14 protein-coding genes are annotated in these 15234 nt (G+C 57.7%); 6 read left to right on the plus strand and 8 right to left on the minus strand.

The window, feature by feature from the left end; all coding sequences use genetic code 11:
* Positions 1-71 precede the first annotated feature (71 nt).
* Entirely contained in the window at positions 72-1538 is a 1467-nt protein-coding gene (locus XH83_RS20500) for an exopolysaccharide biosynthesis polyprenyl glycosylphosphotransferase (RefSeq protein WP_194402596.1), read from the plus strand.
* A 49-nt stretch (positions 1539-1587) separates the two neighbouring features.
* Here XH83_RS20500 and XH83_RS20505 read toward each other — a convergent pair whose 3' ends face one another.
* Positions 1588-1956, minus strand: a complete 369-nt coding sequence (locus XH83_RS20505) for an H-NS family nucleoid-associated regulatory protein (RefSeq protein WP_194402597.1) — start codon at positions 1954-1956, stop codon at positions 1588-1590.
* 710 nt (positions 1957-2666) lie between these two features.
* On the opposite strand from XH83_RS20505, the gene XH83_RS20510 reads away from it, so the two are divergent.
* Positions 2667-3050, plus strand: coding sequence for an H-NS family nucleoid-associated regulatory protein (locus XH83_RS20510; protein ID WP_194402598.1), 384 nt, complete (start codon positions 2667-2669; stop codon positions 3048-3050).
* Positions 3051-3140: 90 nt separating this feature from the next.
* On the opposite strand, the gene XH83_RS20515 is transcribed toward XH83_RS20510, so the two are convergent.
* The 3 genes from XH83_RS20515 to XH83_RS20525 all read right to left on the minus strand — a co-directional run bounded on the left by XH83_RS20515 (position 3141) and on the right by XH83_RS20525 (position 5740).
* Positions 3141-4166 carry a nucleotidyltransferase family protein gene (locus XH83_RS20515; protein ID WP_194402599.1) on the minus strand — a complete coding sequence of 342 codons (1026 nt, stop codon included), beginning with the start codon at positions 4164-4166 and terminating at the stop codon, positions 3141-3143.
* Between the two features lie 37 nt (positions 4167-4203).
* Positions 4204-5319, minus strand: coding sequence for a serine/threonine protein kinase (locus XH83_RS20520; RefSeq protein WP_194402600.1), 1116 nt, complete (start codon positions 5317-5319; stop codon positions 4204-4206).
* Between the two features lie 178 nt (positions 5320-5497).
* Positions 5498-5740, minus strand: a complete 243-nt coding sequence (locus XH83_RS20525) for a hypothetical protein (RefSeq protein ID WP_194402601.1) — start codon at positions 5738-5740, stop codon at positions 5498-5500.
* A 675-nt stretch (positions 5741-6415) separates the two neighbouring features.
* Here XH83_RS20525 and XH83_RS20530 point away from each other — a divergent pair.
* The 3 genes from XH83_RS20530 to XH83_RS20540 all read left to right on the plus strand — a co-directional run bounded on the left by XH83_RS20530 (position 6416) and on the right by XH83_RS20540 (position 9802).
* Positions 6416-6631: a hypothetical protein gene (locus XH83_RS20530; RefSeq protein ID WP_194402602.1), complete on the plus strand. Its 216-nt coding sequence runs from the start codon at positions 6416-6418 to the stop codon at positions 6629-6631.
* A 1953-nt stretch (positions 6632-8584) separates the two neighbouring features.
* Positions 8585-9127, plus strand: coding sequence for a hypothetical protein (locus XH83_RS20535; RefSeq protein WP_194402603.1), 543 nt, complete (start codon positions 8585-8587; stop codon positions 9125-9127).
* 180 nt (positions 9128-9307) lie between these two features.
* Positions 9308-9802 (plus strand): hypothetical protein, encoded by a 495-nt coding sequence (locus XH83_RS20540; RefSeq protein ID WP_194402604.1) that lies wholly within the window; start codon positions 9308-9310, stop codon positions 9800-9802.
* Positions 9803-10300: 498 nt separating this feature from the next.
* Here the strand turns inward: XH83_RS20540 and XH83_RS40390 are convergent, their stop codons facing one another.
* Both XH83_RS40390 and XH83_RS20550 read right to left on the minus strand, forming a co-directional pair.
* Positions 10301-10762: a GFA family protein gene (locus XH83_RS40390; protein WP_194402605.1), complete on the minus strand. Its 462-nt coding sequence runs from the start codon at positions 10760-10762 to the stop codon at positions 10301-10303.
* A gap of 254 nt (positions 10763-11016) precedes the next feature.
* A complete protein-coding gene (locus tag XH83_RS20550) occupies positions 11017-11436 on the minus strand; it encodes a PaaI family thioesterase (RefSeq protein WP_194402606.1) in 420 nt (139 codons plus the stop codon).
* Positions 11437-11867: 431 nt separating this feature from the next.
* Between XH83_RS20550 and XH83_RS20555 the strand changes: the two genes are divergently transcribed.
* Positions 11868-13061 (plus strand): NAD(P)/FAD-dependent oxidoreductase, encoded by a 1194-nt coding sequence (locus XH83_RS20555; protein ID WP_194402607.1) that lies wholly within the window; start codon positions 11868-11870, stop codon positions 13059-13061.
* Positions 13062-13314: 253 nt separating this feature from the next.
* Here the strand turns inward: XH83_RS20555 and XH83_RS20560 are convergent, their stop codons facing one another.
* Together XH83_RS20560 and XH83_RS20565 are read right to left on the minus strand one after the other, a co-directional pair.
* The gene (locus XH83_RS20560; RefSeq protein WP_194402608.1) at positions 13315-14016 is read right to left on the minus strand and encodes a DUF4336 domain-containing protein; all 702 of its coding nucleotides are present in this window, start codon (positions 14014-14016) and stop codon (positions 13315-13317) included.
* Between the two features lie 19 nt (positions 14017-14035).
* On the minus strand, positions 14036-15193 hold the full coding sequence (locus tag XH83_RS20565; RefSeq protein ID WP_194402609.1) for a DUF3224 domain-containing protein: 1158 nt from the start codon (positions 15191-15193) through the stop codon (positions 14036-14038).
* Positions 15194-15234: the final 41 nt, after the last annotated feature.

Raw genomic sequence — 15234 nt, forward strand, 5'->3', positions numbered from 1 at the left:
AAGTTCTATATTTTCACTTGAAATATTCAATAAATTAATAATAGATTAAATGCTGGTCAGAGTACCTCGTCATGAACTTCGTGAACCGACACCTCCCCGATCAAATCGATACGGCTCATGTCAGTCTCGAACCGCCAATATCCTCGCATAAATGGCCCCTGCGGTATGACCGGATCGAACACGTTGCGCTCTGTGCCGATATCGCGACGATTTTGCTCGCGAGCGTCATCTCCACGGTCTTATACCGGTTCCAGAGCGTACAGACCGGGGCAGACCACGGCAACGCATTTGGCTTGGCGCTGATTAGCGCGGCTTGCGTGGCTTCCCTCCTGAAGGCTCAGGGCCTCTATCGGCCGATTGAGCTCCTTGTGCTCAAGAACCAGGTTCGGGCCGTCTGTGTCACTTGGGCGTCATTGTTGCTCTTGATCTGGGCCGCATATGGCTTTGCAATTCCCCCAGGTGCCTCTCAGAAACCAGGCCCGCTGTTCGCCATCCTCGGCTTGGCCTTGCTTGTGGCAGAGCGATGGGGGGTCAGGGCAGTGCTGATAAGGGGTCTGAGCGAAAGAAAGTTCGCCAGCACCAATATCGTTCTAATCAGCGACCAACCGCTTTCCAAAAACGCCGGCCTGCCGGAGACCTTGTCTATGCACGGATATTGCGTCAGAGCACGGTTCAGCCTGCCGCCGATCGGCTTCGGGCCCGCCGGTCGTAAACGGTTCGCCTCTCGCGTAATCGACTATATTCACAACATCCCGCTCGACCAGGTGGTGGTCGAGGCCTCTCCAGAGCGATGGCCCGAGCTGCGAGCACTTGTGGCCGACCTCCGGGTTTTGCCCTTCCCGATCATGTTCGTGCCCGTCGGCACAACATCCGAATTGCTTCGACATCCGACACGGAATCTTGGAAGTGCCGTTTGCGTCGAGTTGCAGCGGGGTCCCCTCACCTCCCTCGAGTGCGCATCCAAGCGAATGATTGATGTTGTCGGCGCAGGGCTCGCGCTGGCGATGGCTGCACCACTGCTGGTACTGGCTGCAATCGCAATCAAGCTGGACTCTCCGGGCCCGGTGTTCTTCCGACAGCAACGCTGCGGTTTCAATGGTCGGACATTCCTGATCCGGAAGTTTCGGACCATGCATGTTCTCGAGGACGGCAACGTGATCACTCAGGCCGTCCCTCTCGATCGACGGGTCACCCGCGTGGGCAAGTTGCTGCGCCGGTCGAGCTTCGATGAACTGCCGCAACTGCTAAATGTTCTCGAGGGCAGCATGTCGCTGGTGGGCCCGCGTCCCCACGCCTTGGCCCACGACGGACAGTTTGACAAGCTCGTGCGAAACTACGCCTTTCGCCGCAGGGTCAGGCCTGGGCTGACCGGATGGGCCCAGGTTCACGGTTGCCGCGGGGCAACGCCCACGGCGTCGATGATCGAAGCACGCGTCCAATACGATCTCTGGTACATCGATAATTGGAGTCTTCGGCTGGATCTTGCAATCCTGTTGCGAACTCCTGTGGAAGTATTACGGGGGCGCAACGCCTATTAGCTCCAACCTCGACCAAAGGCGCCTGCGCCAGTCCCCTGGTGCAGCTGCTTCACGCCCGCTGCCGAAGTTTCGGAGCCGCTTCCCCGATGCGAAACTCCTCGATTCGACGACCGGATTTCACCGCAGCAACCAGCCAACGAGGTCGCTTGCCACGCCCCGACCAAGTTTCGGACGTCTGCGGGTTACGGTATTTCGGCAGCACGCGCGGATATTTGCGCCTCGGCTTGCCCGTGGAAGAGATGCCCGGCCTGCCGCTTTCGGCTAACATAGCCATCCCGCCGCCGAGAACCGCCAAGCGCTTCTCCAGTTCCTGCTTTTCCGCTTTGATCCGGTCCGACAAAATGCCGCTAATTTCCTCATGAAGGGACCATAGATCATCGAGGGACATCGCTTCTAGTTCGAGCTTCTTGGTCGACATGTTAGCATCCTGTAGTTGCGCCCATTTAATATGTCCCAGCAGAGTAATCAAGCACCCAATGTCGGGCCTTAGCGAAAAATATTCGGAACTCAACAGCATTTTTATGCTCCACATAACTGCGTCGCCGGTTCCAATCAAGACTGAAAAATGCATTATTCGCTGAATTCAATAGCGGCCCGCACATAACACGCGCCCTACGTGCGCCGGCGCCGCGATTCAATCTGATTATGATTGATTAGAGCGTCGCGAGGTCGATCTTCCGCGCCGCCGCCCTCGTGAGGAACATGACTGCGGGAGGCCGCATCCCGGCATTCGTCCTGAAATGCGGATGTCAGCCCGCTGCAGCCGCGAGGTTATGATTGCGATATCTTTCAGCGCGAGCTTTCGCAGCTGGATTTGGAGCTGCAGATCCTTGAGGTCGGTCAACGGTTCCGCAGGCGCGATAAACTGCCTGATCGCAACTCGAAGACGTACCAACGGGCAGCCGATAATATCCAATGTTTCTCTTCGAGAGCGCAGCAAGCCTTCCTCGCCCAATAATAAAACAGAAAATAATCCTCGCAATATACATTTAATAATATATTATTTATTTATTATCACGTCAATTGAAAGACCGACCCTGATTCCCAGTCTTTTGTTCGCCACGCGAAAAAACCTCTATTCGGCGTCAGATACGACTGTTGGGCAGGTTGGTCGGTGACGAGAATGCTATGCGCCGGCAAGATCTCGAAGCCATGGATTTTGAGGAACTTTGGCTCCTCCACGAGGAGCTCACGAAGATTCTTGCTGAAAAGATAACAGCCGAAAAGCGCGAGTTGGAAAAGCGCCTGGCGCAGCTCAATCAGCCGGACCAGTTCGGCGAGGCGGAGGGCGAGGCGACAGAGATGGGCCCAGGCCAGTCCCCTCGCCGCAAATACCCAAAGGTCGTGCCGAAATACTTCAACCCCCTCAAGCCGACAGAGACTTGGTCTGGGCGAGGCAAACAGCCGCGCTGGCTGGTCGCAGCGCTTCAATCAGGACACACGCTCGAGGAGTTCAGGATTCGCGAGAACGGCGAAGCGTCCAACCGGAATGCTGGTAGTCGCGAGCATTGATGGCTTCATCGACGCAGACACCCGCGGGCGCGAAGCGTCTGCGAACGGATGGGAGTTACCGGTCGCTCGGCTCGCAGCGCGCTTGCGCGCCTACACCTTCCCTGTGCGCACAGCGACGGCCGCCTTCAACAAGAACTGCAAGGTGTCCACCTTCGGGAGGGACCACGATCTACGCGGATGGGCGGCGGCTTGCCAGGCGCCATTTGCCGCGTTCCGATAGTTTCCGAGATCCAGCGCCGTCATCGCGAGGAACAGCAAACGCGTGGACGGAAAACGTGCCTGCATCAACTGTCGCATGAACTGCAGGCGGGGAATCAGGCGGGAGCGCATCGTCTGCGGAATATCGACGCCAAGCAGCCCGGCAAGAGCGACCAGTTGGGTTTCAACCGCATTCTTCATCAATTCGCCCGAGACTAGCGAGGCAAGCTTCTCCCAATCAAGGCCTTCGGTGGAATCGTTTAGATCTCGCAATTCAACAAGGTGCCGCAGGTCGAGGTCGCCGAGCCAATAACCGTAGTCTTGAAATTGATCATGGATAATCAGCATGAGCGCTCGGTAGACAGGCGTGGGGATATACACGCGCCCGCTTCCCAGCGGCGCGATGACGCAATGGTTCAGCGCCTGCCCGATACCTTGGTAGAGGTACGCGGGACCCGGAGCGGCCTGCTGCAGGTCGATGGTCCCGACATCCTGTGACCGGTTCAGCTCGACGTGCCATCTCTGGCTTTCGGCGGGGGTCTGGTAATCAATATCGTAGCCAATTGCACATAGAGCGGCAATTGCCATTCTGGCCTCGTCCGGCATGACGATGATGTCCAGGTCCGACATTATCCGAACGCCTCGGCGCTCCCGGGGTGCGGTCGCCAGTGTCGATGTGCCCTTGAGCATGATCGGGGTAATTCCCAAGCGGTTCATCGCAACGACGGCTTCTTCCAGCTGAGCGAGGAGGCGATTATTGCGCAGCTCGTTTCGGCGGTGGATATTGCGGATATATGCGCAGACGTCCTCCGGCAGCATCGATGCATATTTGCCCACAAAGTCGATGAGCGCCGGCGTCGTCAGAGTCCGATTTGCGAGCCCGATTACGGACGTCCACTCCACGTCGACGGGCGGCATACCTCGCAAGCAATTGCAGAGGTTCGAGAGCGCGCTGCTATGCCTCACCATCGCACAATTCCATAAGCAAGCGCCGAGCTTCCACCGACTCGCAGTAGGTGAGTTGAAATGATCGCGCGCCTGCGACAATCCGCTTCAAAGCGAAAAAGCCGGCTTGCGATAGCCTTCCGTCAGCGGCAAATGCGTCTTCGATAAGCCGCTTCATCGCATCCAACTGGTCTATCGCGGTCAGTTCTTCCGGACCGCCCGCGACCCGTTTCAAGAAGACGATCCAGCTCGCGGAAACGCATTGGTTCTGCGCATTTGGAATGGGGACGTACCGCACCCGAACCCCGTCGGAGCGGCGGTGCGTCGCGTCATACTTGTCGCCATGCAGCCGGGAGAGCAAGTCCCACGACCCCTCCTTGACTGTGAGCGCAAAGGGAATTCCGCAGATGGTTCCGTCAGCTCCAACCAGCGCAACATCATCGCCAGCGTAGCGAAAGCCGGCGTCCACGAGCTGCAGTGTCAGGGTCGACTTTCCAGCTCCCGGCTGACCGCACAACAGCAGGCCCGCATCGTTTCTCACGAGAGTAGCTGCATGAAGGGAAAAGACCCAGCGATCGCTTCGAATAAGCCGCTCGCTGATGTGCGCCTTGATCGTCGGCGCCAATGCTTCGACTTCACATCTGGAAATTCTCGAATCCTCTCCGCGGAAGAACACTTGCTCGTCCAGCATCGTTGCCTCGACCACCAGGTCGTTGTCGCCCGCGCCCTTGTCCGCGACGCAGAATACCGAAAGCAGCCGTCTCAAGAGGTCTCGATTTGCAGTCCGGACGCCTATTTTGTGCCGACCCAGGATCACTGAGAAGGAACAGTCAATCGGCACTTGCCAGTCCGCTTGGAGTAGCGCTTGATCGGCCCAGACATTTACAACCTGGCGGGTGAACTGGCGTGACGCATCCTCGTCAATGCCTAGCGCCCCAAGCCCCTGATAGACATCTTCCAGAGAGGCACCTTGCGCCAGCTTGCACCAGATGAATGCCGCTACCTGGTCCAGCTCGAAGATCTTCTGCCCGGCTTCGCTGAAGAGCATTGATCGACCATCCAGCAGCACGAACATTGCATCTGGAGCCGGTCTCAACACCATCTCTGCCGACGATTTTTTCAGCACGGCTCCAGCCAATGTACGAAGGTTCGTCTCGCCCGACGAAGGCCAACGCTATGTCGCGGCCGCGACAGAGGGAGGTCTCGACTACGAGTTTCGATCTAACCCGGCCTGCGGCGCTGCAATTCCCGTTCAGCGGAGCACAAACCCGATCGGGCTCGTTTCGAAATGACAATCCGGCCCGTCATGCCGCCAGCTGCCCGTCCTCGCCTCCCTCCTGTGGCGCAACGTTCAAAAGCAGCTCGTCAAAAAAGCACTCTCTCGCGGTCAACCGATGAGCTTCCAAAAGGTAACGATAAGCTTCGCGATCGGCTCTCCGTTCTTTCAGAATGCGCTCCTTCTCGCCGATGCTGGCCAACTCCGCGCGCATCTGGGCCAACAGCGGTGCGTGCGAGACGAGGCAATTATTGTGATTTAATTCCCACATCGTTTCCTCCAGCCGAATGAAACTTTAATAAGCCAGAGATTACGTGATCGGCAGGATTTAACAACGCCATTTATACAATTAACCGTAAATCACAATTTGTTTCATACTTGAACCTGATGCGGCCGCGGAACACCGCTCGCAACCGCTGCAACTGCCTTCGCAAATACGAAGCGGCTGCAGCCTTACCGCGTACCCGCTTACATATTTGATTGTGGCGCGCTTCGCTTAGGCTCGCGTGAAAAGTATATCCACGAGAGTCGCAAATCGCACCGACAATGCGCTTTTCTATTTACAAATTAAATTTCAGCAGTGAATATTCAGAAGCTGCGCGAATGGGAGCCGAACTTGGTGACTGTCAAAAATGATAGTAGTTGCGCTGCCGGCGGGGCATTTCGCTCGAAGCCCGAAGAATTAAGCCCTTATATTTGTTTGCGGCTTACCCGCGACTTTACGTTGAATCTGGAACATCATTCAGAACTGCCGAGCCAAAGCCCGGCGGTATCCCACAATTCACGAAAGTAGGAATCCGGTCGGTTGGAGAAGCGCCGTCACGAGCAAGCTGCCCTTTGCTCGACAGCGACCCAGGTGCGATGCCCCCCAAGTGAACCCGCATCGACGAGAGCGCACTCCAGCCGATCGGCCCCCTTATTCGACCACACATCCAGGGAGGTTGGCGTGGGTATGATTATGGTCAAGTGTCCGCAATCCGGCCGCGCGATTCCTACCGGCCTCAAATCCGATCGTGAGACTTTCCTGCGAAGCATCGTGTTTTTCGGCAATACGCTTTGTCCCGTCTGTCAGGCCAATCACAACTGGTTTGCCCGCGAGGCCTGGGTCGAGGAGCCGGTCATCAGAACGATAGAGGTCGCTCGTACGGCGCCGACGTACTGACGCAAATGGCGAGGGCGCTTCCGCGACTCCATGCAGCGGATTCGCAACTCAAGGCATTTCTGATCACTTCGCTGCCTGGATAGAAGACTAACGCGGATGCGCGGCCTGTTCTCTGGGACTCCGCGAACTGCTGGAGCACACTTCCTTGCGACATCACGCTTGATGGCTCGCCATTCTCTATTCCGCCAATTCGATCGCAACGATTGGTGTCCAAAGCATCCGTCGCTCGGTGGACGTCGCTTCTTTGAACGTGACCGATCAAATCTTCCATCTTGAAAATGAAGTCGCGAGCCGCTGCCCATTGCGCACGATGGTAGATTCGACATGTCGGCGCGCGCAGATCGCGCTGGTCTTCGGATGAGTTCCGCGCGCGCCATCGTGACCACAAGCGCGCTGGTGGCTCGGTACGTCGGGCGCACCACTTAGGAACGATCCCCTCGAACTCTCGGTTGCACTTATGCTGGTCCACGTTGGACCCGCGGGGCGGCCCCGGGCAATGTCCCTCCCTCCAGTGCCGTACCGGGGCCGCACTCCCGCCATCGGCATCGCACTGACCATTTTCTGAGTAAAAGCCCCAAACTATGCGAGGTGCGGCTCGGATCGATGCCACATGTCTTCCAAGCTTCTTGGCTATTTCTGCCGACTTAGCGGGGTCGCTCTCCGATTCGAATTCCAATCATGCAAAGCGGAAGCACGATTTCGCGTGCCGCAGATTTGCGGATCCCGCACAACGTTTGCGATAGGAAATGGCAAATGAGCGGCCTCAGCTTCGACGGCTCAGGCCGCCGGATGTGCTGCCGCCTCAGGCGCACATCGACGCGGGGGCACAGAAACAATCGTCAAAATTGCCGATTATTCCCGATTTCTAAGACGCGGCACGAAGAATGATCTTCGCCGTGCGTTTGGCGTACGAATGCTGCTTGGCTATCCCAGCCAGTGAAGAACCGGCAGAAGCGCTCGAAAAAATTAGGTAACGAGTGCTTACTGTTAGGTTTAATCGCGATTTAATCTCGATCAGGGAACAATTTGATGAAGGTATAAGGATTCAATTTTTTACTAGCTTTTCCCGCCCGAAGGATTCAGACTTGCTTTCATTGAGAATCGTTTTTTTCGGGGAAATTCAGATGGGAAAACCTGCTGTTTCCCGTGATGCCTTCCGTGGGCTATTCGCTTTCTATGCGGCAAGGGCCCATCACGACCACGACTCCAAGGGCGAACATTGCCTCTTAAGGCTGTTCAGATCTGCAGAAGATATACCAGAAACTTTACTGCTGCAGTGGTCGGACAGAACTGAGCTACTCGGCTCCGAAACCGTCGGTCGGTTAATGGATCCGCTCGTTCGTCAAATCACAAGAGGCAACGCTCAATACGACCATGCCAGCGACTTTCTCCACACGCTACTGAGAGACCTCGGGCAAAAAGTGCAGTAATCGAGATTCGCTTCGCTATCGTCGCTGCAATCGTCAGGCGCGCGAGTTCTCCGCGCTAGCTACCTGCGCCCTCTTCGCGTGCCGCGAAATCTTCATTTTGGGATTATCGAAGTAAGGATAATTCAGTTGCTTGCTGCGAAAGTCTTCACGGACGATTTTTACTGAGCATTCGATGCCTTAGCCGCGGATCACTCGAAGGCAATCGCGGATCACAGCTGATCACTCAGCTCAGGCCGGGGCTCGTCCTGAATTTCAACATACCTGTGACTATTGCGAGCCGGAGTCTGACGTCCGTTTACGACCACCACGGAAGGGCTGCAGCGTCGCAGTGCCTGGTGGATGAGGCCTCATCAATGCGAAAGGTTCAAGGCGCACCCCCTCAACGAGTTAATCGATAGAGCGCAACGTAAGGCCGTGAGGATTGACCAAGAGCGTCAAGCAATTCCTGTCATTTTAGCCTCTTTTCAGCCAAAAAAAGTTCGTTGCTTGGCGCGGGGCAGGATCTCAGCTCGGAGTTCCTGCAATGTTCAAGCAAGTATTTTCTGCGTGTTTCCTCGTTGTCATCGGCCCAATCTGTTCAGAAGCAAGACCTTATCGCATCGTCCAAGCGCCCGAATGCAACGTCATCATGCCATGTGACTTCTCGGCCACCCAGGCGCGCCGCGAACGAACTTCGCACTACTCACTGCAGGCGTATCGCCCCAAGCAACTCGCGTTAGCCACGCCCGACAGCGTAGGCGCGGTGAGTGACCGTACTCACGGCCGGATTGTCGGCGGTCGGCCGCCCGGTTGCCCGTCTTCATTCTGTGGTTGTGGCGCAGCCCTGCGAGTGTTTGGTCGTGTCGTGCCTGAATTGAACCTTGCGGCCAACTGGCTACGCTTCCCGCGGACTTCGCCCGCGCCGGGAATGGTCGCGGCGCGGCGCGGGCATGTCTTCGTTCTGGAACAGCACCTCGAAGGCGACATGTGGATGGCGTATGACGCCAACTCAGGCGGACACGCGACGCGGATGCACCCGCGATCATTGCGTGGCTACACGGTTGTCAATCCTCGCGGTGCGGGTTGAACGGTCCCAACGACCGTTGGCCTAACGGTTGGTCGCCGCTCTAACGCCAGCCAGCAGCCATGAACGTGGGCCAGATGTTGCAATATCTGGCCCCCGAGCCCAGCCGGTGACCCGTTGCGGTGCTGGGCCGCTGCCGCTGCTTGGGCCGCTAGGACTCTGACAAGCAGCTCAATTGCAAGCGTGTCGAAGGTGAAGCAGAACTTCGCCTTCGGCCTGACGCTCAACGCCAACCATGTCTCGACCGCAGAGCGCGATGCGATCCGCGGCCGTTACATCAAGGGCCGGGCCGAGGCGAACGACTCAATCATGGCAAGAGCGCGGAAGCGATGGAGAATCTTCAGAAAGGGTCACTACAAACAGACGCCGATGGCCGACATCAATGAGTCGTTCAAGGCTCAGAAGATGCTTCACGTCCAAGGACTGGAAACGCATGTATTCAGGTGGGACCGTCACGAACTGAACTGGCTACACAATCGACAGATTTCTTCATGGCCAACGCAGGCATCAAGGACTTCACGCTGGCGAGCGAGTACTTTGATCCAGGCCTCCATTCAATGCCCATCACCTAGATATCACGAGCCTGAAGGGATGTTCGCGCCGAACACCAGTTGTGCGGCGCGCCCCAATTTCATGGACTCTGCTGTCCTATCCGGCTTGTGTTGCGCCCGCCGCTGAACACACTGTCCCTTCTGCACGCTCGACCGCGCTGCCGCACTCTGTTGTCCAGATAGCAATGGCTTGCCAATCTCAGGTGGGCTACGCCAATCTAACTATCTCGGCCAGAGCATCTGGAATGCGAGAGAAGCTCCCAAGACTACGCCAAACTACGCGATAACTGCCCGCAGCCCTACTCCCACTCAATCATTTGGGATGATCTTTCGTCGTTGATCCAAAAGCACAAATCCTCACATCTGACGGACAAATCCCGACGCTATACCCGCCGAAAATTCTCGGTCTTGAATTCACAGAATAATTTGTGCCGATCGGGATACTGGCGATATCGCTACCTATCGGAGTCAATCGGCTGAGCGACTCTGCAGGCGTTGTGGAAACGCTAACGCTAGCACCGCCGCGGCATAGTTTCATATACCGTCAGATATCGGGAAAGCGCTGGTTCGCTACGTGCTATGAGCTGCCTTTCGCCGATAACCAGTTTGACCCGAAGCAAACAGACTAAGACTGGGTGCGTCGGGCAAAATATGCCTCAATCCTCTCCTTCACTCCTTCGGCGGGTGCCTCCCTGAATTTGACGGTGCTGGGATGAAGAGGGTGCCATGAAGGTACGCGTGCGAGCCAAGTTTCAGCAGTGGGTTCAAACTTCGATGGATCATCGAGGCTGCCGACGGTAAGCAGCAGCAATTGCGGCCTTGTCGGCCAATGTGCAGAAATTTGACTGCCACAATGATTGCAGAACCCTCTCCGAAACAGACGTCCACTTTCTGCAACGGTTTCGAAGAAGGCTGGCTCTGACTTCAGATAGCGAAACCTGTCGCTCGCCACCATAATGAAGGCCGAGAATGCAGTGCCGCTTGATCGTTGGCAATCTCGGCAGTGACACATCAACTGAACAATCGGAACGTCTGTGCATTCATAGCGAACCTTTTCACACGCGCATCCGCCGGTCAGCATTTTCATCTTTCCGTACACTGAAGGAGTTGATGTAACATAGGTAAGAAGGGATCGGTCAAATGACGAGCTCCGGTTTTACTCCGGCAGACCCATCCCGTCCCATGACGCCGAGAGCCGCTTCTCGACCTTCTCCGGCTTGGGTCTCACACCTGAATGCGTTTTGCACCAAAAGGCTGCGTGTGGCTTGCTTTCGACGCCTGCCCTTCTGTCCATCGGATGCGCCGCGCATTGCGATCGATAATCGATCGCTCTACGGCGGCCTAACCGAGCGCGACTAAAAGCGTTTCGCCCGTCGCAACGAGCGACCGTTTGCCGGAACCATCCTCCGCAAACAATTCTGCCCGAGCAAAGGTCTGCTTGCGTCCGGCGCGAACCGTCGCGCCTTTCGCGATAAAACCGCGACCGACCGCGGGCCTCAAACAGTTCATGGAGAAATGCGATGCTGTCACGGGCCCGATGAGAGTCGCGGCGGCAAATCCGCAGGCCGTGTCGAGCAACGCCGCGATCGCCCCAGCATGAAGATGACCGGCATATTGTGTGAGATCATCGCTCCATGGCATTTGGAGCTCCGCCTCTCCGTCGGCGGCCAACACGACTTCGAACCTGAAGAGCCGATTTAAGTTTGCCGCAGCGTTCGCTGCCGTGAGTTCTTGGAGGTTCATTGCCGGGCCGCCTGTCATCAGTGTCTCCTTTACCAACATATCTCTTGCTCGAATTGACGAGCCCGGTGGGGGGGTCCTGCTCATCGGCAAAACCGATCTGTTCTTTGCTCGAGCGCGCATCTCCCAAAGCGGCAAGACGTCCGACGGGCCGCTGTCTCCTCCGGCTAATTCACCTCGAGACGATCGCGAGCCCCCAGTGTGACATGCACCTGCAACTACCTACGATGCAAATTTGCTCTGGCAGCAGGTACCGCCGGCACGAACAAGGTTGCCACGCTCCGTCTTTTTGATCCCGTCTGTGGAGGCCTGCGATGTCGTGTCTGCGCAGGCATCGGCCGGCGGCGCCGACGCCGTGAGGACCAAAATCAGCCGGATGAAGTGTCACAACCAGCTGCTTTAAATCGTCCTGCCTTGAGAAATGCCCGACCAAGGTCAGAAAGGGAACGAGCATGTCGAGGAATATTCTTGTCATTGGCGGAGGTTTTGCCGGCTTTTGGGCCGCGATGGCAGCCCGGCGAGTTGCGAAATCGGCAGCGGATATCACTGTTGTTTCGAGAGAGCCAAGGCTGGAAATAAGGCCGCGACTGTACGAAGCCAGGCCAGACACTCTCGCGGTCGATGTTCTTCCGTACCTGGACAAGGTCGACGTGAACTTCGTTCGTGGAGAGGCGGTCGGGCTGGACACGACTGCGAAGATCGTATCGCTCGATGACGCCACCTGCCTCACCTACGATCGCCTGATTGTCGCCACAGGCAGTCGAATGTGTCGTCCGCCAGTGCCTGGCGCCGCAGAGGCTTATTCCGTCGACACTCAAGCAGAAGCAATCGCTTTCGATCGGCGTCTGAACGAGCTCGCCCGCGACAAGAAAGACCCCACCCTCGTCGTCGTTGGTGCGGGCTTTACGGGCATCGAACTTTCGCTCGAGCTGCGCGACCGATTCGTGGCGCACGGCGCAGCCGAGGCTGCTGAACTGATGCATATTGTCTTGGTCGACCGCTCGGACGTGGTCGGACCAGAGCTTGGGCCTGGGCCGCGTTCGGAGATCGAGCGTGCCTTGCAGTCTGCGCGTATCGAGCTCCGACTTGGCGCGACAATCACGGCGCTGGCCTCAAACCGTGTAAGCTTCGCGGACGGCAGCGCTCTTTCAGCGGATGCCGTCGTGCTCGCGACGGGCATGAGAGCCTCGCCCTTCACGGGTAATGTTCCCGGCGAGCGAGATGAGCTCGGCCGGATCGTCGTCGACGCAGAGCTCCGGGCTCCCGCCGCGCCGGAAGTATTCGTCGCAGGCGACGCTGCGGCGGCCGACACTGGAGATGGACACCGGGCTCTGCAATCCTGCCAACACGCGCTGCAGATTGGACGGGTTGCCGGCGAGAACGCCGCGCGGGACCTGCTTGGGATGACCGCTGTGCCGTATTCTCAACTTAACTATGTCACCTGTCTGGACCTCGGTCGATGGGGCGCGATCAGGACACAGGGCTGGGATCGACGAGTTGAGCTGACTGGAACTGAAGGCAAGGCCCTGAAGCGAAAAATCAATACCAAGCTCATCTATCCACCAGCTAATGGCGGGACTGAAGCTTTGCTTGCAAGCTCGACCATCGATATCGTCAAACGATATGCGATCGACGGGTCGCGATAACTTACGGACGCTTTCAAAGTCGAGTTCCGCCGGGATCCAGATTCCAGGCCATAAAGAGGCCGCCACCTGAGGCGGCCTTGGCTTGTATGGGTGGCGGCCTCCGAAAACGGCTTGGTCGGGCTCTTCTTTTCATCTCCTCGGGCATCGCACCGATATATTGGTCGTTGTATCCGCAACCATTATTCATGCGACCAGTGGCGGCGGTCATGACCATCTACTCACAACGGGCGGCATTGCAGGTAACAGGATCACCTCAACCCATCCAAGAAAGGGATTGCGCGAGGAACACAGATCCGCCACTGCGCTGCCACTGCCCGTGTGCCATCACGACGCGCTCTGGCTGCCAGTTCAACACCGTCGCACGCGCTTTGCGCGCCAAACGGCGGTCGAGAAATGATAGACGGAGGTCCAGCGGCGCATGCGCACCGGTAAGTGCAGTGATGCCCGACAGACGCGCCAAGCATCGTTGCCATGGCTTCCATTTGGTCCTGAGATAATCCTCGCCAAAGGCCTGGACGAGGTCGCCGAAAATCGCCGTACCGGATGCTCTATGGAAGAATGCGACCTCGTCCAGCAGCGGCGAGCCGCGAAACCAGGCTTGATCGATGTCACGGCTCCAGGCGGCCGGCGGTTCATCTGTCAGGCCGCGTTCGAAGGTCAGGTCGGGTCGCTTGCCAATGATCGATGCCGGCCCCCACAGATGGGCCTGTGGGAAGCATTCGTGCCAACGTGACAGGAAGAGGTGGTGAAGCTTGTTCGGGCTGACGAGATGGTGCACGGGACCGAGGCTGATCAGTTTCCCGCGCAGCTCCTCGTTGAGGTCGATCGGTGACCAGATCCAGAGGTCACCACCCGAAAGTCTGACGATCACCATGCGGGTGGGATACGGAAATCCGTGGAAGCTCACGTCCGCCCCATCCGCTATCCAGATATTGTCGGCTATCGATTGAAGCATCGCCGTGCTTCCAGAAGCATTAAACGGTGAGTGAGGTCTCGAGCCAGTATGTCAAGGACGTGCTGGCACGCCATCCCGTGGGAGAGCTCTCGTCCCGCTCAGCCGAGAACTCCGCATAGCCATTCAGTCGTTCGAGCTCTCCTGTTCCCGAACCGCCCACGATCTCCCAACGGCCGCGCACGACCGGGCCCCGCTCCATGGCCCCCTCGGCCTTTAGCAGAAATGATCCCTTCAGGCCCCCGATTGAGCCTGCGATGCGCTCATAGCAGATCAAGGTGCCCGTGCCGTCGGGACGTTCGAGCCTCAAGTGCGTGGCCCTCCCTTCGCCGACGATACCGCCGATAAACTTTTCCACCAGGCGTGTCTCGACTATGGCAAGGCCGCTCGCGTCCGCCTCGCTGAGAACTGACCTGTCGTACTTCTCGACCTCGACCTTGCTCGCTACAGTGCGAGGCGCGCAGCTCCCCTCTCCGGGGGCCACCAGGCCGCCCTGAGACCTTGGAGCGGATCGCAACTCACTTTCAAGAGCAATCGTCCCTTGCCAGGCTCTCACCGTCGAGTACTCGGCGAGCACACGCAAAGCCTCGTGCATCTCGGCTGCTGTGATGCCTGCCCGAAGCGCCATACAAACGTGCGCTGCAAAGGCCTGTCCGAGAGTTCCGCTCACAACATCGATCGCAAAACTGGCAAACAGGCGCTCGCGGTGGTCCAGGCCGGGTCGTGCCCAAAGCTCAGACGATTGTTTTTCGATTGCAAGGGCAAGCTTGGGATCGGCAGATCTGAGTGCTTCAAGAGCATGTGCCGGGTATGGCGTTGCGGGATGAGGCGATGGACGGCGTGCTGCATGGCTGTCGGGGCTATGGCCGAGTTCTGCAACCACCTCCGCCAGTCGCTCGAATGCCCGCGAGACCGGATTGAGACCGGCCGCTGGCGCCACATGACGCAACAGCTCGCGCAGGTCTTCAACACACATCTCGGCCTTGCTCAAGGCCATGGCTACATGCAGCTCGAACGGGAGACCAAGCTCGTGCACCGCAACATCTCCAGCAATAAGCAGGCACGCCTTTTCACGCATTGAGAGCTGCGACAGCGACCAGATGCTGCGAGCGGCCTCAAGCCCCATGGATCCGAAAACAGGGTCAAGCCGCAGGACACGGTCGGGGGACACTAGCTCCATAACGCACTCCTTGTCGTTGATGTGACGGGGTTCGCAACGGT

The sequence above is a fragment of the Bradyrhizobium sp. CCBAU 53351 genome, assembly GCF_015291745.1.
Taxonomy (GTDB): domain Bacteria; phylum Pseudomonadota; class Alphaproteobacteria; order Rhizobiales; family Xanthobacteraceae; genus Bradyrhizobium.